26 protein-coding genes and 1 tRNA gene are annotated in these 24,348 nt (G+C 41.2%); 8 read left to right on the forward strand and 19 right to left on the reverse strand.

Translation table 11 applies throughout. The features are described 5' to 3' along the window. Positions 1-42 precede the first annotated feature (42 nt). The 10 genes from I2F62_RS08120 to tpiA all read right to left on the reverse strand — a co-directional run bounded on the left by I2F62_RS08120 (position 43) and on the right by tpiA (position 6,170). A complete protein-coding gene (locus tag I2F62_RS08120) occupies positions 43-405 on the reverse strand; it encodes a hypothetical protein (protein ID WP_324626517.1) in 363 nt (120 codons plus the stop codon). 541 nt (positions 406-946) lie between these two features. Beyond that, entirely contained in the window at positions 947-1,648 is a 702-nt protein-coding gene (locus tag I2F62_RS08125; RefSeq protein ID WP_324626518.1) for a hypothetical protein, read from the reverse strand. Continuing rightward, entirely contained in the window at positions 1,645-1,959 is a 315-nt protein-coding gene (locus I2F62_RS08130; RefSeq protein WP_324626519.1) for a hypothetical protein, read from the reverse strand. The genes I2F62_RS08125 and I2F62_RS08130 overlap by 4 nt, the downstream gene beginning before the upstream one ends. 301 nt (positions 1,960-2,260) lie before the next feature. Beyond that, entirely contained in the window at positions 2,261-2,473 is a 213-nt protein-coding gene (locus I2F62_RS08140; protein WP_324626521.1) for a helix-turn-helix domain-containing protein, read from the reverse strand. A 2-nt stretch (positions 2,474-2,475) separates the two neighbouring features. Continuing rightward, positions 2,476-2,766 carry a helix-turn-helix transcriptional regulator gene (locus I2F62_RS08145; protein WP_324626522.1) on the reverse strand — a complete coding sequence of 97 codons (291 nt, stop codon included), beginning with the start codon at positions 2,764-2,766 and terminating at the stop codon, positions 2,476-2,478. A gap of 125 nt (positions 2,767-2,891) precedes the next feature. Then, complete coding sequence (locus I2F62_RS08150) at positions 2,892-3,545, reverse strand: hypothetical protein (RefSeq protein WP_324626523.1); 654 nt, start codon at positions 3,543-3,545, stop codon at positions 2,892-2,894. Beyond that, positions 3,538-4,668, reverse strand: a complete 1,131-nt coding sequence (locus tag I2F62_RS08155; RefSeq protein ID WP_324626524.1) for a site-specific integrase — start codon at positions 4,666-4,668, stop codon at positions 3,538-3,540. The genes I2F62_RS08150 and I2F62_RS08155 overlap by 8 nt, the downstream gene beginning before the upstream one ends. A gap of 199 nt (positions 4,669-4,867) precedes the next feature. Then, a tRNA-Leu gene (locus I2F62_RS08160) sits at positions 4,868-4,952 on the reverse strand. A 52-nt stretch (positions 4,953-5,004) separates the two neighbouring features. After that, entirely contained in the window at positions 5,005-5,361 is a 357-nt protein-coding gene (gene secG, locus I2F62_RS08165; RefSeq protein ID WP_324626525.1) for a preprotein translocase subunit SecG, read from the reverse strand. A 20-nt stretch (positions 5,362-5,381) separates the two neighbouring features. Next, on the reverse strand, positions 5,382-6,170 hold the full coding sequence (gene tpiA / locus I2F62_RS08170; RefSeq protein ID WP_324626526.1) for a triose-phosphate isomerase: 789 nt from the start codon (positions 6,168-6,170) through the stop codon (positions 5,382-5,384). Between the two features lie 240 nt (positions 6,171-6,410). Between tpiA and pilB the strand changes: the two genes are divergently transcribed. The 4 genes from pilB (at position 6,411) to coaE (ending at position 10,908) form a co-directional block, all read left to right on the forward strand. Further along, entirely contained in the window at positions 6,411-8,117 is a 1,707-nt protein-coding gene (gene pilB / locus I2F62_RS08175) for a type IV-A pilus assembly ATPase PilB (protein WP_420713747.1), read from the forward strand. Positions 8,118-8,205: 88 nt separating this feature from the next. Continuing rightward, positions 8,206-9,432, forward strand: a complete 1,227-nt coding sequence (locus I2F62_RS08180; protein ID WP_324626527.1) for a type II secretion system F family protein — start codon at positions 8,206-8,208, stop codon at positions 9,430-9,432. Continuing rightward, positions 9,432-10,292, forward strand: coding sequence for an A24 family peptidase (locus I2F62_RS08185; protein ID WP_324626528.1), 861 nt, complete (start codon positions 9,432-9,434; stop codon positions 10,290-10,292). Before I2F62_RS08180 ends, I2F62_RS08185 begins: the two co-directional genes overlap by 1 nt. Position 10,293: 1 nt before the next feature. Beyond that, positions 10,294-10,908 carry a dephospho-CoA kinase gene (gene coaE, locus I2F62_RS08190; RefSeq protein WP_324626529.1) on the forward strand — a complete coding sequence of 205 codons (615 nt, stop codon included), beginning with the start codon at positions 10,294-10,296 and terminating at the stop codon, positions 10,906-10,908. Between the two features lies 1 nt (position 10,909). Here coaE and I2F62_RS08195 read toward each other — a convergent pair whose 3' ends face one another. The 3 genes from I2F62_RS08195 to I2F62_RS08205 all read right to left on the reverse strand — a co-directional run bounded on the left by I2F62_RS08195 (position 10,910) and on the right by I2F62_RS08205 (position 13,162). Further along, a complete protein-coding gene (locus I2F62_RS08195; protein ID WP_324626530.1) occupies positions 10,910-11,836 on the reverse strand; it encodes a DMT family transporter in 927 nt (308 codons plus the stop codon). Between the two features lie 151 nt (positions 11,837-11,987). Continuing rightward, positions 11,988-12,737, reverse strand: a complete 750-nt coding sequence (gene rlmB / locus I2F62_RS08200) for a 23S rRNA (guanosine(2251)-2'-O)-methyltransferase RlmB (RefSeq protein ID WP_324626531.1) — start codon at positions 12,735-12,737, stop codon at positions 11,988-11,990. A 101-nt stretch (positions 12,738-12,838) separates the two neighbouring features. Further along, positions 12,839-13,162, reverse strand: coding sequence for a pyrimidine/purine nucleoside phosphorylase (locus I2F62_RS08205; protein WP_324626532.1), 324 nt, complete (start codon positions 13,160-13,162; stop codon positions 12,839-12,841). 349 nt (positions 13,163-13,511) lie between these two features. Between I2F62_RS08205 and recN the strand changes: the two genes are divergently transcribed. The 3 genes from recN (at position 13,512) to ruvX (ending at position 16,308) form a co-directional block, all read left to right on the forward strand. After that, positions 13,512-15,182, forward strand: coding sequence for a DNA repair protein RecN (gene recN, locus I2F62_RS08210; protein ID WP_324626533.1), 1,671 nt, complete (start codon positions 13,512-13,514; stop codon positions 15,180-15,182). 135 nt (positions 15,183-15,317) lie between these two features. Then, positions 15,318-15,872: a YqgE/AlgH family protein gene (locus I2F62_RS08215; protein WP_324626534.1), complete on the forward strand. Its 555-nt coding sequence runs from the start codon at positions 15,318-15,320 to the stop codon at positions 15,870-15,872. After that, on the forward strand, positions 15,865-16,308 hold the full coding sequence (gene ruvX / locus I2F62_RS08220) for a Holliday junction resolvase RuvX (RefSeq protein ID WP_324626535.1): 444 nt from the start codon (positions 15,865-15,867) through the stop codon (positions 16,306-16,308). The genes I2F62_RS08215 and ruvX overlap by 8 nt, the downstream gene beginning before the upstream one ends. Positions 16,309-16,331: 23 nt before the next feature. Here ruvX and I2F62_RS08225 read toward each other — a convergent pair whose 3' ends face one another. The 3 genes from I2F62_RS08225 to I2F62_RS08235 are packed head-to-tail and all read right to left on the reverse strand — an operon-like array spanning position 16,332 to position 19,689. Beyond that, a complete protein-coding gene (locus I2F62_RS08225) occupies positions 16,332-17,351 on the reverse strand; it encodes an HlyD family secretion protein (RefSeq protein ID WP_324626536.1) in 1,020 nt (339 codons plus the stop codon). A 35-nt stretch (positions 17,352-17,386) separates the two neighbouring features. After that, the gene (locus I2F62_RS08230) at positions 17,387-17,593 is read right to left on the reverse strand and encodes a DUF1656 domain-containing protein (RefSeq protein WP_324626537.1); all 207 of its coding nucleotides are present in this window, start codon (positions 17,591-17,593) and stop codon (positions 17,387-17,389) included. A gap of 2 nt (positions 17,594-17,595) precedes the next feature. Beyond that, complete coding sequence (locus I2F62_RS08235) at positions 17,596-19,689, reverse strand: FUSC family protein (protein ID WP_324626538.1); 2,094 nt, start codon at positions 19,687-19,689, stop codon at positions 17,596-17,598. A gap of 376 nt (positions 19,690-20,065) precedes the next feature. Between I2F62_RS08235 and I2F62_RS08240 the strand changes: the two genes are divergently transcribed. Continuing rightward, positions 20,066-20,881 (forward strand): IclR family transcriptional regulator, encoded by an 816-nt coding sequence (locus tag I2F62_RS08240; protein ID WP_324626539.1) that lies wholly within the window; start codon positions 20,066-20,068, stop codon positions 20,879-20,881. A gap of 53 nt (positions 20,882-20,934) precedes the next feature. On the opposite strand, the gene I2F62_RS08245 is transcribed toward I2F62_RS08240, so the two are convergent. The 3 genes from I2F62_RS08245 to I2F62_RS08255 all read right to left on the reverse strand — a co-directional run bounded on the left by I2F62_RS08245 (position 20,935) and on the right by I2F62_RS08255 (position 24,346). Beyond that, complete coding sequence (locus I2F62_RS08245) at positions 20,935-21,753, reverse strand: putative RNA methyltransferase (protein ID WP_324626540.1); 819 nt, start codon at positions 21,751-21,753, stop codon at positions 20,935-20,937. A 73-nt stretch (positions 21,754-21,826) separates the two neighbouring features. Next, positions 21,827-22,945 (reverse strand): phospho-N-acetylmuramoyl-pentapeptide-transferase, encoded by a 1,119-nt coding sequence (gene mraY / locus I2F62_RS08250; RefSeq protein WP_324626541.1) that lies wholly within the window; start codon positions 22,943-22,945, stop codon positions 21,827-21,829. Beyond that, positions 22,946-24,346 carry a UDP-N-acetylmuramoyl-tripeptide--D-alanyl-D-alanine ligase gene (locus tag I2F62_RS08255; RefSeq protein WP_324626542.1) on the reverse strand — a complete coding sequence of 467 codons (1,401 nt, stop codon included), beginning with the start codon at positions 24,344-24,346 and terminating at the stop codon, positions 22,946-22,948. It lies immediately after the preceding gene. Positions 24,347-24,348: the final 2 nt, after the last annotated feature.

Below are 24,348 nucleotides of genomic sequence, written 5' to 3' on the forward strand. Positions count from 1 at the left end.
ATACGGCTTTAATTTATAATTATATTATTGATAAATAACGGATTATAACGCCTTGTATCTGTCTTTTTTTTCTAAATATTCAGCCAAATCATACATGGTGTATCTGTAGGTATTTCCAATTAGCACACAATTTGGTGTTAATCGACCCTGTTTCCGTGCTACTCGGAAATAAGCTGGTGACTTACCCAGTAATCGAATAGCTTGTTGTTCGCATATCGTGCCGTTTTCAGTTGGTTTAATCCCTAAATCAATTGCTTTTAAATACAATTTATCGAGGTATTTTTGTCGATCTTCTGACTTTTCTGACATCAGATATTTACTTCTGTTTACCGCTTCTTTTATCGTGGCCCAATTGATGCCACACTCCTGTAAAACCTGTTCAAAAACTTCCGTAGTTACTAACATTATCAAAACCCTAAATCGTTATATCTCGTTAATAATTATAACATATTTATTAATTTAGTATGTAATATAAACAATATAGTTTTACAACAATGTGGGGATTTTAGGACAACGACTTTGAGTTAATTCTCAATGCTTAAAATCTCATTTTGCCACCGTCATGGGTGGCTTTTTTTATACTTAAATTTGCTTAAATGACATTTAACGATTACTATTTAACAACTATTCCAAGTCCTGTATTTCGGGCAATTAAGCATCTACATTTATTTTATAAGTAAGGTAAATGTTAAAAAAGCCATGTATTAGATTACGTGGCTTTTTTTATTGCTTAAATCATTATTCACAATGTTTTCCTCAAAAGAGAGGAATACAACGAAATATTCCGTTCAATGGTCGGATTTAGAATCCAGTCAATATATTGTTCATCCACCAATGGCGGTTGTACTTCCCCAAAGTTGGGGATGGTCACTAAGAAAGTGTAGTACGCTCCCATATTTTTGGGAACGTGACCAGTAGCTAAATATTTAGCACCATCTTTTACGACTTACTCGCAAAACTTACCGATGATAAATTTCCATAATCTGTGGGTATTGGTAAAAATTCTGATACCCAGTAAGCAAGTTGAATGCCTGCTCAATTTTGAGTAGGGATGTCCAGTTTTGGGCATGCCCTCAATTTGAGGGAGTTGTCTACCATGTCCGCTATTGGCGGTTAACTCAACATCATTAAGTTTTTTATCTGTTGCGATAATTCTAGGTTTTGCTTCATCAAAATAATTATTCACAGCCTCAAATGCTGTATTAATTTTATGATGGAAAACTGATACATAATTTAGTTGCGATAACCGAATAAATAGATTTAAATTATCAGTAGCAATAAAACATGGCGTGTTTAGATTGCTTATATTTGAAACAGGAATCCCAGTACCAACTTTAATTGGCTGGGATTTCTTTTTGCTATTTAATAACTGGTAGCCTGTAATCTCTTTATTTTCCACATTGTATAAAGGGATTGCTAAATAGCCTGAAATATCACTATCGTTATAAATTGTTTCATCAGATACGGTTCTAATTTTCCCCTTTTGCTGATTCTGAACCAAAACATTTAAATCAAAGTCTTGGATTGAGTAACTCTCGACTAACTTTTGTGTGTAGCTATGAACGTGTTTAAAAATCACATTCTTGGGTTTTGGGTCTACTGCTTCCAATAAGTCGCCTGTAGTATCCCATGAAGGTTTTACATTCATGCTTCACCCCCATTTTTTAAGCCTTTTTCTTGTTCCCACAATGCTTCGTATTTAGCCGATTCTTGCTTGTGGTAATGCTTACGATTGTCCGCAACGTACTCGTACATCTGCATGACTTTCTCTAAAACTTCAAAATGATATGGGGCATTGACGTTATAGGCAGTCATATCTTTTTTTAATTGGCGTAAACGGACGGATAAATCTTCAATAGCAATGCTCATCCAGTCCATATCTGCATGGGCTATATCAGCCATGTCGAGCATATCGCCAGCATCGTAACTTTTTGGGATTGATTTATTTTGAATAGGCATGATTAATGCGCTCCTATATTCTTAATTGGAGCTTCACACATCACTGTCAATTGATTGGTGCGAAGCTGGAAAGGGTTGACAGACTGGTGACATAGGAAACCAGCACATCCGAAGATGTCCCTCTCCAGCCCCACATAAATATGCGAGTGCATAGAGATTTTACGCAATAAAAAAGCCCGAAGCGGACTAATTGCGCCTATGTTGTCTTTATAGCCTGTCAAAGCTAACTTTGTGATTTTGCACAAAGCAAGGTAACTATAACTACACTTTTTGTGTAGTGCAATAGGGATATTTGACTTTCTCATGCTTCAAACTCCCCAGCTAAGAAGTAACGCTTGTGTCGTCCTTTGTTTAAAACATTAGATTCCCAAACATCAGCGATATTATGACCGGCTTGGCGTAGTCGGCTTATCGTTCCTGAAAGTGAATGACAGTGATACAAGTTACCTGCTTCAATAACGGTTATGCTATCGCCATTTTTAAGGTGATTAAGTATTTGGATTTCGTGGGTCATGGTTAGGCCTCCAATACTGCATTGGCTTTATTTTCTAACCATGCATCAACATCGGATTTACGCCATACAGTGACATTACTGGATAATTTAATTGGCGCTGGAAATTTTCCAGTTCTAGCCCACTCCCACAAGGTTTTTTGTGAAATTGGTAAAATACCCTCAATAGCTTCTTTAGCTCTTAGGATTCGCTTTTCACCTTTATTTTTTCCGCTTTTATAAACGTGGACTTTCTCACCAGTGGCGGAAGTTGATGCGATTTGATTCGCACGTAAATATTGCTGTTTTGTTTGCATACTACACCTGTGCATGTTGGTCTGCGTTATTGCATAGGTGTATTTTGATTTTTATTAAAAAACATTGGGTTATTGTGCTAGCACATTGGTTGTTATGCTAGCATTTTGGTAATTCTGCTAGCAGATTACTCACTTTTATTAGCATTCTTAAGATAGTCTTTTATCCACTGTTTGACAGTCGATTCCTTTAATAACTCATCTTCATTTATAATATTTTTATTGTGTTCCCAACAGAATCGCAAAGCGAAATTATTTCTGGTTTGCCCTTTTGGACGATTAACATACGTTTCTATTGCTTTTAATCTAATTGGTTCATCTGCTTGTTTTTTAATTTGATGCTGTCTTTTTGCATTACTTGATTTTTTATCACTATCCAAAATACTAAAAACCTTCTCAGACTGGAGTGAAATTAGAATTCCTGTATCTCTGCTAGCAGCATGTAAATGCTTCATGCAACCTAACCAATCTTCCTCATCCAAAGCATAATGAGCGAACATTAAGTCTGTAACAATATGAAGGTAACAAAGCTCGATCTGATTATTCTTTTTATTGAAGGTTTGCTTTAACAAAATTTTCTTCATTTTTTTTATATCAACGGTTCTATCCGCCATATCCTCCAAAATTCTTTGCTTCCAAAAAAAAGCTAAAAAACCTCCGGAACATTCATCTTCTTCACATCCTGAATTTTTATAAAATTCCTCAATTCTTCCTGAAATATCGAACAGTCTATTGTCAACAACCATCTTTAGCGCATTAATTGATAAATCTGAATTAACCATTTTTAGCCTGCTCACTTGAATTAATTTTATCTGCCAATTCTGTTGCTGTTGGATTGTAATAACGCATAAGCATTGATAAATCCCTATGCCCTGTTACCTTAGCTAAATCATGTACAGCTAATTTTTGAGCTAATCGAGTAGCAGCTTCGTGCCGTGTATCGTGAAAGCGTAAATCCTGAATTTTTAGCTCCCTCATTCGCTTGGTGAAGCCAGTAGACAAGGCATCCGATTTAATTGTCATTACTTGAATATCATCAATACCCCTCATAAGCTCCAGTAACTCTATAGCTCGCAACGATAGTGGCACTCGTCTTGCCGTTCCATTTTTTGTGTCAGGCAATAAAACATGGTCACTAAAAATATTCTTCCACAACAAACCTGTAATCTCACTTGCTCGCATTGCTGTTTCAATTGCAAACATAAGGGCCCATGCGGTTTGCTGTCTTTTGTTTATCGGTGTGTATGTGCAATCATAAGAATAAGATTCCAAAATTAGTTTTATTTCACCATCTGTAATACGTCTTTCACGGTGCGGATTATCTTTAGGTTTGTCCACATCAGTTAATGGGCTTGTTTTAATAATTCTAAGCTCACGTATGGCATATCTGAACACACCACCTAACAATTGCATCTCTCGATTAACCGATGAGCCTTGTACGTGCTTTAAACGCTCATTACGAAAGTAAATCATATCCGACTGGTCTAATGTATCGACTGGCTTAATCATCAATCTAGGAAAATCAGCAATAATTTTCTTTAATCGGATTTCTTCCCATCTTGCACCTTTATGTGTTGGCGTAACCTCTCGAATGTAGAGGTTAAGAAGTTCATTAAATGACATGCTCGAAAGTATTTTTAATTTTTCATCTTGCTTCTTTTGGCTCGGATTGATGCCATTGGAAAGCATCAATTTAATTTCATCTCGTTTTAATCGTGCTTCTTTAATGGATATGGTCGGATAACTACCCACTGTAGCAGTGCCCTTCTTGCCATTCAGAGTAAATAAGACTTTCCACACTTTTTTGCCGGTTGTGGGCGTAAAAATATAAAGCATGTCACCATCAGAGTGTTTTTGTAGTTTTCCAGTCGGCTTGATAGCATCAATCTGTTGTTTTGTAAGCACAATAGCCTCCAGTAATGACTTCATCGGAGGTTAAAAAGATACTTTCACAGAGGTTAAAAAAATTTAACCTCCCATTTAACCTCCCGATATGTTGTATTTCTAGGTTATTGCATGTTGTTCTTATAGGCAACAAAAAAGGCTCAATTCCTTTAGAATTAAGCCTTTATGTATTCTCCAACTGTGCATGTTTTTGCATAGTTGGTGCGGAAGGGGGGACTTGAACCCCCACGCCCGAAAGCACTACCACCTCAAGGTAGCGTGTCTACCAATTCCACCACCACCGCATTTCCACGCATTTTATGCGCTTCACTGTAAAAAGAAAAGGTTTAAATTAAATTAATTTGCGCTTTTCGGTGTAGTTGATGAAGTTTCAGTCGAATTCACCGGTGCTGAAGTTGCAGTTTTAGTCTGCGCTTGAGTTGTTGCAGGTGTAGCTGCACCTAAACTATACGCATCTGCAGTTTGTTGCTTGGCAAACACTGCAAGTGTCATGCTGGTTACAAAAAACAATGCCGTTAAAATTGCAGTCATACGGGTTAAAAAGTTTGCTGAACCTGATGCACCAAAAACAGTTGCAGCACCACCGCCGCCAAAAGATGCACCGGCTTCAGCACCTTTGCCTTGCTGAACTAAAATTAATAAAATCATTAATACAGCAAGAATAATATGAACAACCAGCACAAAAGTATGCATGCTGAAAACTCCTTAAAACTTTATTGCGCAAAAGCATCGGCAATTTGATAAAACGAGTGTGCATTTAATGATGCACCACCCACTAATGCGCCATTAATATCGGCACATGCGGCAAGCTCTTTTGCATTTTCAGGTTTGACACTACCACCATATAAAATTGCAATGTTTGCACCATGGGCTGTTAATTGTAACAAGCCTGCACGTATTTTTTCATGCATTGATTGTGCATCTTGAGCAGAGGCGGTTTTGCCCGTGCCAATCGCCCAAATCGGTTCATATGCAATAATCATCTGGGTTTGCCATTGATGGTCTTCAACCACTGCAGCGATATCGCAAATTTGCTGCAACACAACCGCATCAGCGATGCCTTGCTCGCGTTGTTCCAAGCTTTCACCCACGCAATAAATCACGGTTAAGCCCGCTTTTAAAGCCAAACGAAGTTTATCAGCTAACACTGGTGCGTGGTCGCCCAACAATTCACGGCGCTCGGAATGACCGATGAGCACATATTGAATACCGTAATCTGTCAATAAATCGGCACTGATCTCGCCCGTATACGCGCCCGTTGCTGCAAAGCGCGAAACATCCTGCGCGACAATATTTACAGGAGATGCGCTATCTTGTAATTGACTATTAATCTCTGATAATGCGATGAAAATAGGTGCAATAGCCAAACGACATTTGGTTTCTTTAATGGATGTTTGCTGTAAAATTTTTTTAAATTCTTGAGTCCATTGCTCGGAAGCTGCCCGTGTTGGGTTCATTTTCCAATTACCAATCACCCAAGGCACAATTGTCGAACCCGACATACAATAAACCTTTGTGTTGAAATGGGCTTATTTTACACAGTTTTTTAAGCTTTGAATTTTTTTTTACTTTTATACAAAAGACTTTACCAATTTATTTCCTATTTTTATCAAAAATAAAGAAAATTCTTCTTTCTCGTTAAAACAAGCACGTTTTTTTCATTTTTCTGATGTTTTTTTTACATACAAACGTATAATTCACGACATACCAAATAAGTCACACTGCTCAATCAAGCGAAATTTATGATGACGAATCTACCTACAATACGCTTAACAGGTTTTACTCGGCGTTTAGTCGAGCAAGGGGAAATATCAGAAGATTCAATGAGACAAGCTTTAGACAGTATAGAAAAGTCTAAACAAGATCTTGTTGAATACCTCATTGAGTACAATAGAATCTCACCCTTAGCCATTGCTTCAGCAATTGCGAATGAATTTGGCTATCCATTATTTGACCTTTCGATTTACAACAAAGATCTTTTACCGCAAGGCATTGTGGATGAAAAGCATATCGTCAAGCATCGAATTGTGCCACTGCATCAACGTGGGCAAACCTTATATCTGGCAACAAGTAATCCAACCAATTTAGAAGCCATTGATGCGATTCGTTTTAATAGCCAACTCAATCCTGAAATGGTTATTGTTGAACATCATAAACTTGAAAAATTCATTGCAGATCATTTTACCAAAGAAGAACAATTTAACTTTGGTGATGAAGATTTAGACATTAATGTTGAGCAAGATGCAACAGAAGAAACTCCAGATGAAAATACGTCTGAAGATGAAGCGCCTATTGTTAAATATGTCAATAAATTACTGGTAGATGCCATTCGCATGGGTGCATCAGATTTACATTTTGAACCCTACGAAAAGCTCTATCGGGTACGTTACCGTGTCGATGGTGTGTTAAGACAAATTGTGAATCCCCCCTTACAATTAGCGAACCGCCTCACTGCGCGTATTAAAGTCATGTCACAAATGGACATTTCAGAAAAACGCCTTCCACAAGACGGACGAATTAAGCTCAAAATTTCAAAAACCAAAGCGATTGATTTTCGTGTTAACTCGCTACCGACGTTATTTGGCGAAAAAATCGTTTTACGTATTCTCGATCCCTCAAGTGCGATGCTCGGTATTGATGCCTTAGGGTATGAAGAAGATCAAAAAGCACTCTTTCTTGAGGCACTTAATCGACCACAAGGCATGGTGCTGATTACCGGACCAACGGGCTCTGGTAAAACCGTTTCGCTATATACGGGCTTAAATATTCTAAATACTGAAGATGCCAATATCTCAACGGCTGAAGATCCCGTAGAGATTAACTTAGAAGGGATTAATCAGGTCAATGTGAATCCCAAAGTTGGGCTGAGCTTTGCTACTGCCCTGCGCTCTTTTTTACGTCAAGATCCAGATATTATTATGGTCGGGGAGATTCGAGACTTAGAAACGGCAGAAATTGCAATTAAAGCCGCTCAAACTGGCCATATGGTACTTTCGACACTCCATACCAACAGTGCACCTGAAACATTAACCCGTTTACGCAATATGGGTGTGCCCTCGTTCAATCTGGCAACATCGGTGAACTTAGTGATTGCGCAGCGTCTCGCCCGTCGCTTATGTGCACATTGTAAAAAACCTGCCGATATTCCAACGGCTAGTTTGATAGAAATGGGATTTACACAACAAGATCTGGCGAATCCAGATTTTAAAATTTATCAACCCGTTGGATGTGCAGAATGTAGAGAGGGATATAAAGGCCGTGTGGGTGTCTATGAAGTGATGAAAATTACCCCTGAAATTTCTAAACTCATTATGGAAGATGGCAATGCAATTGAAATTGCAGAAACATCGGCAAAACAAGGTTTTGCAAATTTAAGACGTTCGGGGTTAAAAAAAGTAATGCAGGGTCTTACCTCATTACAGGAAATTAATAGAGTCACAAGTGATTAAATTGATTGGGGAAAACATACAAATCTTATTTAAGATTATATGTTATTAGCAGATATCCAAAGAATGTGAATATAAAAAGGATAGACCGATGGCAGTGAAAAAAGCAGAGCTGATGCCAACATTTACTTATACTGGGGTAGACCGTAAAGGTCTAAAGGTAAAAGGCGATTTGCCTGCACGCAATATGGCCTTAGCCAAAGTAACCTTAAGAAAACAAGGGATTACGGTCAAGGCCATTCGTGAAAAGCGTAAAAACCTTCTTGAAGGAATTTTAAAAAAGAAAGTTGGAACGCAGGACATTACCATTTTCACACGGCAGCTTGCGACCATGATGAAAGCAGGTGTGCCCTTGGTACAAAGTTTTGAAATTGTCGCCGAAGGTTTAGACAACCCTGCAATGCGTGAAGTGGTTTTAGGCATTAAGGGCGAAGTTGAAGGCGGAAATACCTTTACTGGTGCTTTACGCAAATATCCACAATACTTTGACCGCCTGTTTTGTTCACTGGTCGAATCTGGCGAACAATCTGGTTCTTTAGAAACCATGCTGGATCGAGTGGCGATCTATAAAGAAAAAAGCGAAGTATTGAAACAGAAAATCAAAAAAGCCATGAAATATCCAATCACCGTTGTGGTGGTGGCTATTATCGTCACAATTATCCTCATGGTTAAAGTTGTGCCTGTTTTCCAAGACCTGTTTAGCTCGTTTGGTGCAGAACTTCCAGCATTCACGCAAATGGTCGTCAACATGTCCAATTGGATGCAAAGCTATTGGTACATGCTCATTATTGGCTCGGTTATTGCCATTTTTTCGTTTATTGAAGCAAAAAAACGCAGTGTTAAATTTCGAGATTTCTTAGACAAGCTGGTGTTAAAACTGCCTATTTTTGGTGATCTGGTCTATAAAGCAATTATTGCACGCTATAGTCGCACCCTTGCTACAACCTTTGCCGCAGGTGTTCCGCTCATTGATGCACTTGAATCAACTGCAGGTGCAACCAACAATATTATCTATGAAAATGCAGTCATGAAAATTCGTAGTGATGTCGCTACAGGGCAACAACTGCAATTTGCCATGCGTGCAACCGAACGCTTCCCGTCTATGGCCATCCAAATGGTTGCTATTGGTGAAGAATCTGGTGCGCTCGACACCATGCTAGATAAAGTCGCCACATATTATGAAAGTGAAGTCGATAATGCTGTAGATGGTTTAACGGCAATGATGGAACCACTGATTATGGCGGTGCTTGGTGTGCTTGTGGGTGGCCTAGTGATTGCGATGTATCTCCCAATTTTCCAAATGGGCTCTGTGGTGTAATGTCTGATTTTATTTTATTTTTACATACCACGCCAATCGCACTTTATACGCTCATTGCGCTGCTTGGGCTCTGCGTCGGTAGTTTTTTAAATGTGGTAATCTACCGTACGCCAAAAATGATGCAGCAAGAATGGCAACAAGAATGTCAGCTCTTATTGCATCCTGAACAGGCGTTAATTGATCAAGACAAACTAAGCTTGAGCCATCCAGCATCGGCGTGTCCAAACTGTCAGCATCCAATTCGTTGGTATCAAAACATTCCTATTGTGAGTTGGTTATTGCTTAAAGGACAATGTGCCGCATGTAAACACCCGATTAGTATCCGTTATCCACTCATCGAACTGCTCAGCTGTATTTGTTCCATTATTGTGGTCTATCACTTTGGAAGCACATGGCAAATGCTTGCAGGGCTGATTTTTACATGGGTGTTAATTGCTTTAACGTTTATAGATTTTGATACCCAATTGTTGCCCGACCGCTTCACCTTTAGCTTATTGGGCTTAGGATTGGCGGTAAATAGCGTTTATCTTTTCACGACACCAATCCTTTCAATTTGGGGCAGTTTAATTGGATTTTTATGCCTTTGGTTGGTTTATATTGCCTTTAAATTGATTACGGGTAAAGAAGGCATGGGTTATGGCGACTTTAAGCTGCTGGCGGCTTTAGGCGCATGGCTTGGCCCACTGATGCTACCCTTAATTATTTTGCTCTCATCTGTAGTTGGGGCCATTGTTGGCATTGTTTTACTCAAAGTGCGTAAACAGAACCAAGCATTTGCTTTTGGGCCTTATTTAGCCATTGCCGGTTGGATTGCTTTTTTGTATGGTGAAAGCATCATGAAAATTTATTTAGGCAACTAACATGCAGCCTTATATTGTTGGTTTAACAGGCGGAATCGGCAGTGGTAAAACGGCTGCCAGCCAATGGTTTGAACAACAAGGAATTATTGTGGTCGATGCCGACATTGTTGCACGACAAATGGTTCAGGCAGGTCAGCCTGCCTTAGCAAAAATACGAGCTACCTTTGGCGCATGGGTATTGTTAGACAATGGTGAACTCAATCGTGCGGCGTTGCGTGAGTATATTTTTAGCCATGCTGATGCCAAAAAACAGCTTGAAGCCATTACTCACCCGCTTATTCGTGCAGAAATTGAAACTCAATTACAGCGTGCCAACAGCCCTTATGTGATTTTGGTTTCACCGTTGTTATTTGAAACCCAGCAAAACCGACTTACGCAACGTAATTTACTGATTGATACGCCTGAAGAGCTGCAATTGCAACGTGCAAGCCAACGCGACCAACAAGCAGTCAGCCAAATTCAATCGATTATTGCGGCACAAATGCCACGCCATCAAAAACAAGCGCTGGCTGATGATATTGTCTTAAACGATGCCGATTTAGCCCATTTATATGCACAATTACAGCCCTTACATACGCATTATTTACAATTGGCGCGGCTTAAACCATTATCTTAAGTTACTTTTGTAGCTGCTTTAATTTTTGTTTTTCTAATTGTGCTTGTAATGCATCTTTGCGGTGAAACCAGCGCCATGGCTGTAACGCACCAATCGCCATTCCAACTAAACCCATCACCACAGCACCACTCAATGGTTCATTTAATAAAGGAACTGCAACTACAGCGGCAATAAAAGGTGCCAAAGTGACAATACTGCCAGCTTTAAATGCACCTAAACGCTCAATGGCAGCGATATAACTTAAGGTCGCCACAATCACCACAAAAACGCCATGAAAAATGCCCTGAATCATTAAATGTGATAAGGTTGCTTCATGTAAATGTTTGGGTAAAAAACAAATATAAATGGGGATATAAATTAATGCCGACCAAATGGCAACCCCACTCATGGCTTGCCATGCAGATAATTTCCATTGCTTTAACAATACGGTAAAGCACCCCCACCAGATGGCAGCCAAGAAGAATAAACCATCCCCAAAACTAAAGGCGACATGGGTTTGCTCATACATCAAAACGCTCATGCCGACCAAAGCCGTCAGCATAATGATCAGACTAATCCAAATGTGTTTATCTAAGGGCTGTTTAAACAGCAAAAAACCTGCAACCGCGGTACATAATGGAATACAACCATTTAAAAAAATAGCGGCATGCGCTGCGGGAACATACATAAAGGCCGAATACGCCGTTAAACAATAAGCAACCCCGCCAAGTAAGCCTAAAATAAATGGCTCTTTTTTCCACAAAAAAGCGGTTTCACCGCGCACAATTAAGATCGGCATTAAAATACAAAACCCAATGCAAAATCGGAGCGCGGCAATATCCCATGCGCTAATGTGCCATTCTGCATTTAAACGAGACAGAATGGTAAAACTCCCCCAAATGCACATGGTAATTAGTACAAAGAGATAGCCTTGCATTCTTGAACTCATGAGATGCAGATTCCTTTTTTATTCGGTTATTTAGTTAAATTTTTTCTAGATTACCTGTTGTGCGTTAACGCCAACTTAAAATTGGTTATATAAAAATGCTGCGTTCATCGCAGCATTCCTATTCAATCGTTATTCATAACACAAAGCAAAATTAATCGTTTAAACGCTGACGACAGGCTTCATACAGTGCCATACCGGCAGCCACACTCACATTTAAACTTTGTAAATTGCCTGACATCGGAATATACACGGTTTGGTCACATTGACTTTGGGTAATTGGACGTAGTCCCGTATCTTCAGCACCCATTACAACAACCACCGCACCAGTAAAATCAAACTTATGAATCGGCAATGCTTTTTCATCTAGCATTGTACCCACTACGCGGCAAAAATGTTCTTCTTTTACATGTGCTAAGGTGCGCGCCAAGTTAGTCACTTGAATAAACGCAACTTTTTCGGCGCCACCCGCAGCCACTTTACGCGCTGTTGGGGTTAAGCTTGCCGAACGATCTCGCGGAACAATCACCGCTTCTACGCCCATGGCCGCAGCAGTACGAATACATGCCCCCAAGTTATGCGGATCTGTGACTTGATCTAGTGCCAATAACAAACTATCTGGTTTATTTTTTAAGAGTTGATCTAAATCTTTTTCATTTAATACTGGATGTGGACGCACAGCAGCCACCACACCTTGATGAAACGGCAGTCCAGCTAATTTTTCTAAGCTATCGCGACTGGCTTGTTGCACGCTGATGCCAAAAGGTTCAGCCAACGCCAAAACACGCTGTAAGCGCTGATCATCGCGGCCTTTTAAGGTAAATAAGGTCAAAACCCGTTCTGGCTCAAGCTCTAATAGAGATTCTACCGAATGCACGCCATAATAATATTCTGGTTTTGCCATGAACAATTCACCTTAAAATTTGCACCAAAAGAAAAATCCTGCAAAGTCAACTTTACAGGATTGAACAGCACTATAGTTTAACGGATTTTTAAGCGCTTTGCTTAACCTTCTAAATGGCAAACGTAATCAAGCACGTCATCGGTTTCAATTTTGAATTTGCTGTTGCCTGGCACAAAAAATGATTGTCCTGCACGGAACAATTCGCTTTCTTCGCTATCTGCAATTTGAACGCGGCATTCACCGGCAACAATTTCCATACGCTCAGGCACATGTGTTTCAAAAGTAAGGGGTTCTTCGGTCGGTAAGATCACCCCTAATGTTTTCTTCGTTCCATCTTCGAACTGTACTGTGTGGCTAATACATAACCCCCCAAAGTAAACATTCGATTTTTTTAGCACTGAAACATGATCAAATTGAACTGACATGTGTATCTCCAAATCATGCGTATTTATATAAATAATCAACGTAGTGTAATAAGGCTTCGCAAATGAATCAATCACTAGATTCAATCAATTCAAGCAGCAATTTTTATGCCTAAACTCAATGCATTACCCTTCGATTATACCGATCTTTGTTTGCGATTTTATTGCATGCACAGTAAGCTTGCATCTGTATTTTAAAAATAATATTCATCAATGAAGGTCAATGGCACTCGACAGACAAAATAGGAATTGCAGTATGACCCTGTTTTGTATAATCATTCCGGAATATGGAATGGTTATGACGCTTTTAAACATTGTTAAGGTATGACTCCCTTTTTAGGATGCGTAATTTATGCTGACTCATTTAACGCTAATTAATTTTGCTTTAGCAGATCATTTAGCTATTGATATCGATGCTGGCTTTAATGTGCTGACAGGCGAAACAGGAGCAGGAAAATCGCTGTTGCTCGATGCCCTCTCTGCCTGTTTAGGTGAACGCACCGATAGTCACAGCGTCCGATATGGAGCAGATAAAGCCGATGTTACCGCTGTATTTACCTACCAAGAACATTCTCCAGAAGCCATTTGGCTTGCAAACCACGAATTAGATGATGAGTCAGGCGAAATTCACTTACGCCGTGTCATTTTTGCAACCGGACGCAGCAAAGCATGGATTAACGGCCGCCCAAGCAGCCTAACCGAACTTAAAGACTTAGGTCGTCTTTTGGTACAACTGTATAGCCAACATAGCCAACAACAATTGCTTGAACCGCCGTATCCCAAACAATGGATTGATCGTTATAGTAGTTTTGAAGTTCCCGCTCAAACGGTACGTGATGCTTATGCTACATGGCAAAAAACCATTCGCCAACATGAACATGCATTGCTGGCACAGACCACGCGCTTACAACGCATTCAAATTCTTGAACAACAGCTTGAAGAAGTTGAAGAAATTATTGATCGCAATTATGTCGACATTGAACAAGAGTTTGATCGCTTAAGCCACCACGAACATATTATGCAAGACTGTGCGTATAGCTTAAATGTGCTAGATGAAGCCGATCAAAATTTAAGCCAAGAAATTTCAGGCTTAATTCGCCGCCTTGAAAATCATAGCGGACGTGGCGATCAGCTCGCGAGTATTCATCAAGCCTTAGTTAATGCGCAAAGTGAAGTCGATGATGCAACGGCGCATTTACGCCAATTTATTGATCGACAAAGTTTCGACCCTGAACGCATGGAACAATTAAACCGCGATTTAGAGGTTTTCCATCGTTTAGCACGAAAATATCGGACTCAGCCAGAGCAACTCAAGCAAGAATATGCGTTGTGGCAACAGGAATTAGCGCAGTTACAACAACTTGAAGACCCTGAAACTTTGGCGGAATTGGTACAACAAAGCCAGCAATATTTCTTAGAACACGCGCAACAGCTTGATCAAATGCGCAAGCAAGCAGCACAACCTTTGGCACAGCAACTCACAGAACAAGTCAAACCACTTGCGCTTCCTGAAGCCTTTTTTGAGTTTAAATTTGAGCCTTTAGAACAGCCAAGTGCAGAAGGTTTAAGTGCCATTCAATTGTTATTTACCGCCAATAAAGGCATTCCTGCGCAGCCTTTGGCGCGTGTGGCATCGGGTGGTGAATTGTCACGTATTGCCTTGGTGATGCAAGTCATGAATGCAGAAAAAACCGATGCAGAAGTGTTGGTGTTTGACGAAATTGATGTGGGTATTAGTGGTGGTACCGCAGAAATTGTAGGTCGCTTATTGTCTGGTTTAGCCAAGCATGTGCAAATTATTTGTATCACTCATCAGGCACAAGTTGCGGCATATTCAGACCAACATTTATTGGTGCAAAAACAACAAAGTGACCCTGCAAGCAGCACTATTTTTAGTTTAAATGAACCACAACGCATTGATGAACTGGCACGAATGACCGGTGGTGTTGAAATTAACGACACCACTTTGCAACATGCAAAACAATTAAGACAACTCAAATTCCAAAATCAAAGCAAAGCATAATTTTGCTTTGGCTTAATCACAGCTTGCTTGTTCGTGCATAAACGCCTTATTTACAGAAAAATATTGGCGAATTCCCTACGGTCTTGTATGTTGTCAATATACGCTGAATTTATTCATTCAAGGAGAATCGCCTAGGTGGCTAAACAATATCTCACGCATCGCTGCTTAATCGCCCCGCCCACCATGTCGGATGACTTTTTTGCCCATACCGTCATTTATTTAGCGCGGCATGATGCAGATGGTGCACAAGGGATTATTATTAATCGGCCAACAGAAATTCAGGTCAAAGAATTACTCAATGACCTCGATATTGATGCCGACCATGTGCAACCGCATGCGGTGTTACAAGGCGGACCACTCCGCCCAGAAGCAGGTTTTGTCTTACATACTGGACAACCTGTCTGGCACTCATCCATTGCCGTGGGTGAAAACGTATGTATTACCACCAGTAAAGATATTTTAGATGCCATTGCACACAATGAAGGCGTGGGGCGTTACCAAATTGCCTTGGGTTATGCCAGTTGGGACAAAAACCAATTAGAACAAGAAATTGCCAATGGCGATTGGCTCATTTGCGATGTCGATATGGACTTGATTTTTAACTTACCTTATGGCGAGCGTTGGGATGCGGCCTATAAAAAACTGGGCATTGACCGGTCATGGTTAGCCTCGGAGATTGGTCATGCCTGATTCACAAAGCGCACAAATGATTATGGCCTTCGACTTTGGTACACAAAAAATGGGCATTGCTGTGGGGCAAAGTGCCATTCAATCGAGCAATCCTTTGGCGTTATTTCCCATGAAAGATGGTATTCCCGATTGGACGGCGTTACTCAAAATTGTTGCAGAGTGGCAACCCCAAATTTTTTTGGTGGGTTTACCGTTAAACATGGATGATTCAGAATCTGAATTATCGTTACGTGCACGAAAATTTGCCCGCCGCTTACGCCATCAAACTAATATTGAAACGTGGATGGTCGATGAACGCCTGACCACCCGTGAAGCGCGTGAAGAATTACAAAGCTTTCAGCGCAAGGGGCAAGCCAAGCATCTATCTGCCGACAGCTTGGCCGCCAAACTGATGATTGAAAGTTGGTATTATCACCCGCAAGGGATTCAACCTTAAGTGCAATAGGCAAAGTAATTTGCCTATTTTTTTGCCTCTTTTGCTGCGGGTAAAATATGAATGGTGGCTGTGCGACCCGCCACAAAGGCCAATTGATTTTTAGGCACTTCATCTAAAACAATTTTTACAGGAACGCGCTGCGCTAAGCGTACCCAAGTAAACGTTGGATTCACATTGGCCAACAAGCTTGAACTACTTGAACGTTCGCGGTCATCAATGCCCGATGCAATGCCTTGCACATGACCTTGAATTTTTTGCGAATCGCCCATCAACTGTACACTGGCACGGTCGCCCAAATGAATTTTATCTAATTTGGTTTCTTCAAAATAGCCGACCACATACAATTGTGTGCGATCAATCAGCGCGGCCACGTTATCGCCCGTTTTAATATAACTGCCACTGCGTAAACTAAAATTCACCAAGGTGCCATCTGCAGGGGCTAATACTTCTGAACGCTGTAAATTTAATTCGGCCAAATGCACATTACTTTGCGCAACATCAACCAATGCTTGTTGCTGCTGAATATTGGCTTTGGCTTGTTCAATGGCGGCTTGTAACTGACCTAAATCGGCGTGTGATTGATCTCGCGTTGCAAACATTTGGTCTTGTTCTTGTTTGGAAATGGCTCCATCCATTAAATTGGTATAGCGATTGGCATTTTTTTCCGCCAGTTGGGTTGTGGTTTTGCCTTTGACTAAATTGGCTTTGGCTTGAATTAAGTTGGCTTCTGCTTGGGTTTTGGCGGCATTGGCTTTACTTAAATCGGCTTTGGCTTGTTCGACATCAAGTTTTTGTCGTGCGGTATCAATGCTGAATAAGACCTGCCCTTTTTTCACGCTTTGGTTATCTTGTACAAAGACGTCAGACACTAAACCTGAAACATCCGATGAGACTTGAATGACGTCTCCACGTACCCGTCCATCGCGTGTCCACGGCTCGGCATTATAATAGTTCCATAAATGCACCACGACATACACCGCAATGATCAACATTAGCAGCGTGACCACTGGTCGAACGACTTTGCGTGTATCAAACGAATTCATTAGTTTCAATCCTCATGTATTTCAGCCACGCCAGATTAATAAGCAAATGCAAGAAAGATCCCATGCACCACAAATAAACAGACAAAATAAAAACTTAAATTAAATAATCCAGCAAATCCGATCCACCCTTTTTGGATGAGTCGATCCGTCCAGCGGCCTAAAAAAGAAAACAACAGATAGGCCAAAATAGCTTGTACTAAAAAGCTCGGCACATACACGCCATATAGATTAAATTCACCCATGTCTAAGCTCCAGCCGACTGCGATGTAATGGATGTTTCACCGAGCGTGAATGGCTGATGCAATACACTGCTTTGAATATTATTCAGGCTCATCATGACGCGCTCTGCAATTTCTGGGTCGGCTTCGGTTTGTGCAATCGCACTCAAGTGTTGAATGTGCAACAACAATTCTTTTTCTAAGGCTTGCGGCAGCGCACGCTTTTTTTCTTGTTCGCGAAAAATATCATCTAAACGGTCAAGGAAAACGCTTAACTGCTGTTTCAAGTTTTGTGATGTTTGCGGTCGCCCTGCCAATTCATTTAAACGCACTAAATCGACCACGGCACTGGTTTCAATCAGTGCCAAATTCATTGCATTTTTAAGCTGATAGGACTGAACCATTTTGCTATTTAATACGCCAACCCGATCTAACATACTGCGTAAATGCACCCGAAAGCCGGCACCATAGGGCAAATATAAGGCTTCGCGCATGGCTTTATAATGGGCTGCCAATAACCGCGATGCACTTTCTTCTGGAGAAATAGCGCGAATAAAATACAGCGATAACGCCGCAATGGTTGGCCCAAGCACACTGCCCAAACAGGCATCAAACAGCATAACCGCATCGGTTCTATAATGATTTTGCAGGTTTAAACTCATAATAAACGACACCATAGTCGGCAAAGCCAAACCATTTAATGGCGGATGTGGGTAAAGCATGACCACGTAAATTAAGCACGGTGCCAGCACCAAGGCCAATTGCCAAAATTCTTTGACCTCAGGCATAATCCCAAAGGCATAAATAATGACCAACAGACTTGCATACAAACTACCGCGAATAAATAACTTCAATGCAGGCACGGGGTTATCTAATGCAGTCAAAATACATACCGAAACGGCGGTCAACTGCGCCATCATATAACCTGCGCGCCAGCCACTATAAATCCACAATAAAAAAGCCACCATAATAGCGACAACCGCAGCAATTGAACTGCGCAGGGCCATGCCATGGTCGCGATGTAAACTCGGATACGTCGTGGTTAATGGCGCAATTTCTGTAGGAATATTTTTGTCACCTTTTTGAATCAGTTGCCACAAAAATTTTACCGTAGTGACATTTTGAATCAGATGGCGAATATCCATCTGCAAGCTATCTAAAATAATGGCTTGTTGCGCTGTAGCGTGTTGTTTAATCTGTGAAAAATTGGCATCTAATGCCGCAGGTAAAATATTTAATTGTTGAACTTGAAGATCTTGTTGTTGCTGCAAAAAATCATTGAGCTGCCGATGTAATTGAATAAATTCTTCCCGATAGGACGCACCCATCGACTCCAACTGCGCCAAACGTTCAGACATCGCCGTCAGGTTAGAAATAACCATACTTAACTGATGCAATAATTCTTGTAATGGCTTGGTCATGCCTTTAAGTTCGCCTTTTTCATAGGCCAAATGAACTGCTAAAGCATGAATATCGGCAATATCGCGAGCGATAATGCCCAGTAAATGCACATAATTTTTATCGTGCTGAGGATTGGTCAAAATTTCTTGAAAAATTTCACGGGTGTCGGTTAATGCTCGACTGACCCGCTGCTGAATTGCCGAGCCCAAATGCTGTGGCATCACCACAGAAAAGACTACCGCAGTACACACCACTGCCACAGAAATTTCAAGGACGCGGCCCAGTGCCATATCAAACACGCTAATGGTGTCTATATTATTCACCGCATTACACACAATCATGGCGGTGGTATAGCCTGCCAACATAAACACATAACTACGTGGCGTACGATCGAGCAATGAAATATATAAACAAAAGCCCACCCACAATGCGACCACCGCCGAAAAAATAATGGGGGTATCAATTAATTTTGGGGTTAATAAGATGGCAACAACCGCGCCCACCATGGTTCCGAATAAACGATAAACCGCTTTCGAGGACACCATGCCCGAATACGGATTGACAATAATAAAAACCGTACCAATCGCCCACATTGGATACGCTAAATCTAAGGAAAAGGCCACATAAAGGGCAAGCATGGCCGCCAAAAATGACTTTAACGCAAAGATAAAATCCATTTTTGAGGGTCGAAATGCCAATAGCTGTTTGTGAAGCAACATATGTGGTTCTCAGGTTAGATCACATGAATAACAAATAGATTTACTTTCGACAAAGAAGCGTAATGCGTGCACAACAGGCGAGCTTTTGCCATGTTTTTATAAAAAACAGAACAAATAAAGCTTAGGTAACATCAGACATATCGACAGCAAGGAACACTAAAATGAATGGTGCAGAAAAATATGAGTTAAATTTCTTCATTCGAAATTAGATTCGGCAATTTTTTCAAAAAAAAGCATTTTAGTCAACTTTAATATCCTTATATGATAATTGTTTAATAAAAATAATCTCCCCTATTTCACTGTAGATATGCTAAAACAATGCCTATTGATTTATTTTTTGCGTTTGACGCCTTTATTGTGGGAAGTTTATTGAACTATGGCAGTCACAAGCTTTGGTAAAATTTTAACCGTTTTGGATTTATTTTCGCTCTCGCGCCCTGTTATTAATGTCGACACCATCAGCCACGAACTTGGGTTGTCTCGCCCGACCAGTTACCGCTACTTAAAAGAATTGGTTTCTGCAGACTTGGTACAACGTATGAGTGGCACCTCAGGCGATTACACGCTTGGGCCTAAAATTGCAGTCTTAGATTATATTTCTCGAACCACAGATCCGTTGGTGCAGGTCAGCATTCCATATATGAAGGAAATGGTCGAACGCACTGAATTAAGCTGCTTACTCACCTTTTTAAATCATGATTACTGCATTGATTTACATGATGAATCGTTTAAAGGCACTTTGTTGATGTCTTATGGGCGAGGCAGTCCGCGTCCGGTGTATATTGGCTCGTCCCCTAAAATTATTGTGGCGCATTTAAACAAACAAGGCTTACATAATTTTTATGCACATCATGCAGCGCAATTGGCAGAAGTTGGCTTTGCACAAGATGAAGCAAACTTTCTTCAAAAGATGAAAAACATTAAAAAACAGGGCTATTATTTCTCCCAAGGTGAAGTGAATCCGCTGTATTCGGGCTTATCTGTGCCGATTAAATATTCAAGTAAAATGCCACCTATGGCACTCACGGTGGTCGGCTCTAAAAACCGGTTTGAATTTATTCATCTCGAAAAATTAATTCAAACCATGCAGCAACATGCCGAAGAAATTGAACGTAAATATTTTAATTTGGCTGAATTGGTCGAATCGTCACATCCGGTATCGACAGAAAACACCTCACGCCATACAGATTAAAACCGCCATTGAGAATAAGCAATGATTTTGCTCATTCTCTTATTTTGGAGGATTTAAACTGCAGCACGCGCTTTTTTTTTCAACAAATACAATTGAAAACTTGCTGTAAGCGCCAATTGTTCTTGCTGTTCTAAGGCCTGACGCATTTCAGGTCTGGCTTTATAGGCATACGGTGTCATTGCCAACAAATTTTGAATGTCTTGTTGTTTTAGCACAAATGGTGCATCGACCACCTGCGACTCAATCAATTCAAAATCATCGCTTAATTGGGTCACAAATTTTTCCGGCTCGTGTAAGCGCACTTCACCAAACAGCTGCTCGCGCAAATCATATAAATGCTGTGGCGCAGGAGTAACCACAAGGCACAAACCGTCTTGTTTTAAAACCCGTAAAATTTCTTGCTGTGGAATGGGACTAAATAAACTGGTGCAGATCTCCATCGACTGATCTAGCACTGGCAAAACCGCGCCCGTGCCCACCACCCAAGTCACTTTGGAGTTGGTTTTTGCTGCACGCTGTACCGCAGATTTGGCAATATCCACCCCAATGCAATCGGTGACGTGCTGTTGCATGGCTTGAGTGTAATAGCCTTCACCACAACCAATATCTAATAATGTTTTCGGCTGATACTTTGCTAAAAGCGCCTCAACCGCTTGGCGCAACGGCGCATAGAAGCCCGCCGATAAAAATGCACGGCGCGCATCTACTGCTTCTGGCGTATCGCCCGGTTGCTTGCTGTGTTTATGCTGTACCACATGCAAATTTACATAGCCTTGTTTTGCTAAATCAAAGCGGTGTCCTTGTGCACAGCCCCATGTTCTTTCGTTCAAACCTAAGTTTTCCCGACAAACAGGACACATTAACCATTGCATGTTGTTACTCTCTCATTGCTTTTGCGCAATAAAAAAGCTGGCACAGTGCCAGCTTTTTCACGCGTATTCTGACTTAACGTAATTTTAACGTCATTAAGCCTAAAACCACTAGAATAATTGTAATAATCCAAAAACGAATCACCACTTGGGTTTCTTTCCAACCTTGTTTTTCGTAATGATGATGCAACGGCGCCATTAGGAATACCCGTTTATTACGCATCCGCAATGAGCCAATTTGTAAGAAAACCGATACGGCTTCCATGACAAAAACACCGCCCATAATGGCAAAGACAAGCTCTTGGCGCACCATAACTGCAATGGTTCCAAGCATCGCACCTAAAGACAATGCCCCGACATCACCCATAAAAATTTGCGCAGGATGGGCGTTGTACCACAAAAATGCTAAACCTGCGCCAACCATTGCCGAGCAAATCACAATCAATTCTGATGAGTATTTGATATAAGGAATATGCAAATAATTTGCAAAACGAATATCCCCCGAAAGATAAGCAAATACACCCAATCCCGTGGCAACCAACACAACTGGCATAATGGCCAAGCCATCTAAACCATCGGTTAAGTTCACGGCATTCGATGCACCGTTAATCACCAAATAGGTAAAGGCAATAAAGGCCAAACCAAATGGAACAACCGACAACGGAATGCTCCAATTTTTTAAAAATGGAATCAGTAAATCGAGCATGTTATGCGTATGCACAGGGTTATGCTGTTGAATTGCGATCACATATAACCCAATGCCAGCGCCAAGCGAACCAATGGATGTCCAGAAAAACTTTTTCCGTGCCGGCAAACCTGCGTTGTCTTTATAACGGATTTTAATCCAGTCATCGGCCCAGCCAACTGCACCGAAAATAACCATCACCCCCAAGACAATCCACACATAAGGGTTGGATAAATCGGCCCAAAGCAAGGTGCTAATTGCAATCGACATGAGAACCAAAACACCGCCCATGGTGGGTGTTCCCATTTTTTGTGCATGGTTTTCAGGTGCAAATGAACTCACGGCCTGACCGTATTTTAAGGCGCGCAGTTTACGAATCATGACTGGGCCCAGTGCCAAACCAATGCCCAATGCAGTGAGTACACTTAATAAGGCGCGCAGAGTTAAGTAGCGCACCACACCGAAGGAACTGTCGTATCCTGCCAAATGTTCAAATAACCATAACAGCATTTAAAGTTTCTCCATCACATCGGCCATCAGAGTTTCCATATGGGTATATCGAGATCCCTTAAATAGGAAACTCATGGGCTGAGGTTGATGTTTTTGAATCAAGTCAATTAAAAAAGGAAGTGCATCTGCCTGTGTTGCAAAAGCATGCAAATGCGTTGAATGCGCTGCACCCGAAAGTGTATTTTTAGAAAATTCACCCACGGCAATAATATAATCGATGGCAAGCTGCGCAAGATCACGACCGAGCGCTTGGTGTTGCTCTTGGCTGCTGTCACCGAGTTCGCCAATATCGCCCATCAACATCACTTTAATGCCTTGTTGTTGTAATAATACTTCTGCCGCTGCCCGCATCGAAGATGGATTGGCATTATAAGTATCGTCAATAAACAAGTATTGCTGATGTTGAATAAAATTCAAACGTCCTTTGGCACCTTTTGCTTGCGCCAAACCCATCACAATGTCGTTTAAATTCACGCCAATCGCCAAAGCAAACGCAGCAGCAGCCAGTGCATTTTCAACATTATGCACGCCTGCAAAGGGTAACGTCACGTGTGCGGTGGCGCTGGGTGTATGTAAGTTAAAGCTAGACGATTGAGCCTGAAGCTGAATGTCTGTGGCGTAAATATCGCCGCCATCACCAAAGCTGAGTTGCGGGTAAGCTTGGGCACTTTTTGCAATTTGTTGCGCAAATGCATCGGCGGCCGGAATAATTGCCATGCCTGCCGGCTGAATATGTGCATAAATTTCTGACTTGGCTTGGCAGATGGCAGCACGGCCACCAAATTCGCCTAAATGCGCAGTACCAATATTTAAAATACCCGCCACCTGTGGCGCCACTAAATTTGAGGTGTAATCAATTTCACCAATGTGACTTGCACCTAACTCCATCACCGCGTATTGATGTTCTGGTCTGAGTTCCAACAACATCATCGGTACGCCCAAATCATTATTTAAGTTACCGCGAGTAATTAACGTGGGTGCTAAACGCGATAAAATACTGCCAAGCATTTCTTTGGTGGTGGTTTTCCCACTACTACCTGTTAACGCCAGTACTTTTAAATTCGGATATTGCTGACGGCGAAATTGCCCCAAATGCCCTAAGGCTAAACGTGTATCGGGAACCACCAATTGCGCCAAAGCCAGTTCTGCAACAGGTGACGATACAATCGCCACTTGGCAGCCTTGCTGTTCCACTTGGGCGATAAAATCATGCGCATCAAAACGTTCGCCTTTTAATGCTAAAAAGGCATCGCCTTGTTCGGCGTGGCGCGAATCGGTCAAAATTCGCTTAATGTCGCCTTGCGGTATACGATCTTGATACCAATAACCTTGGGTCGCTTGTTGTAATTGATCAGCTGTCCACGCCACTAGTGGCGAGGTACTGGTTGTAGAAGTATGCATAA

It is taken from the genome of Acinetobacter sp. MD2(2019) (assembly GCF_035615615.1).
Classification (GTDB): domain Bacteria; phylum Pseudomonadota; class Gammaproteobacteria; order Pseudomonadales; family Moraxellaceae; genus Acinetobacter.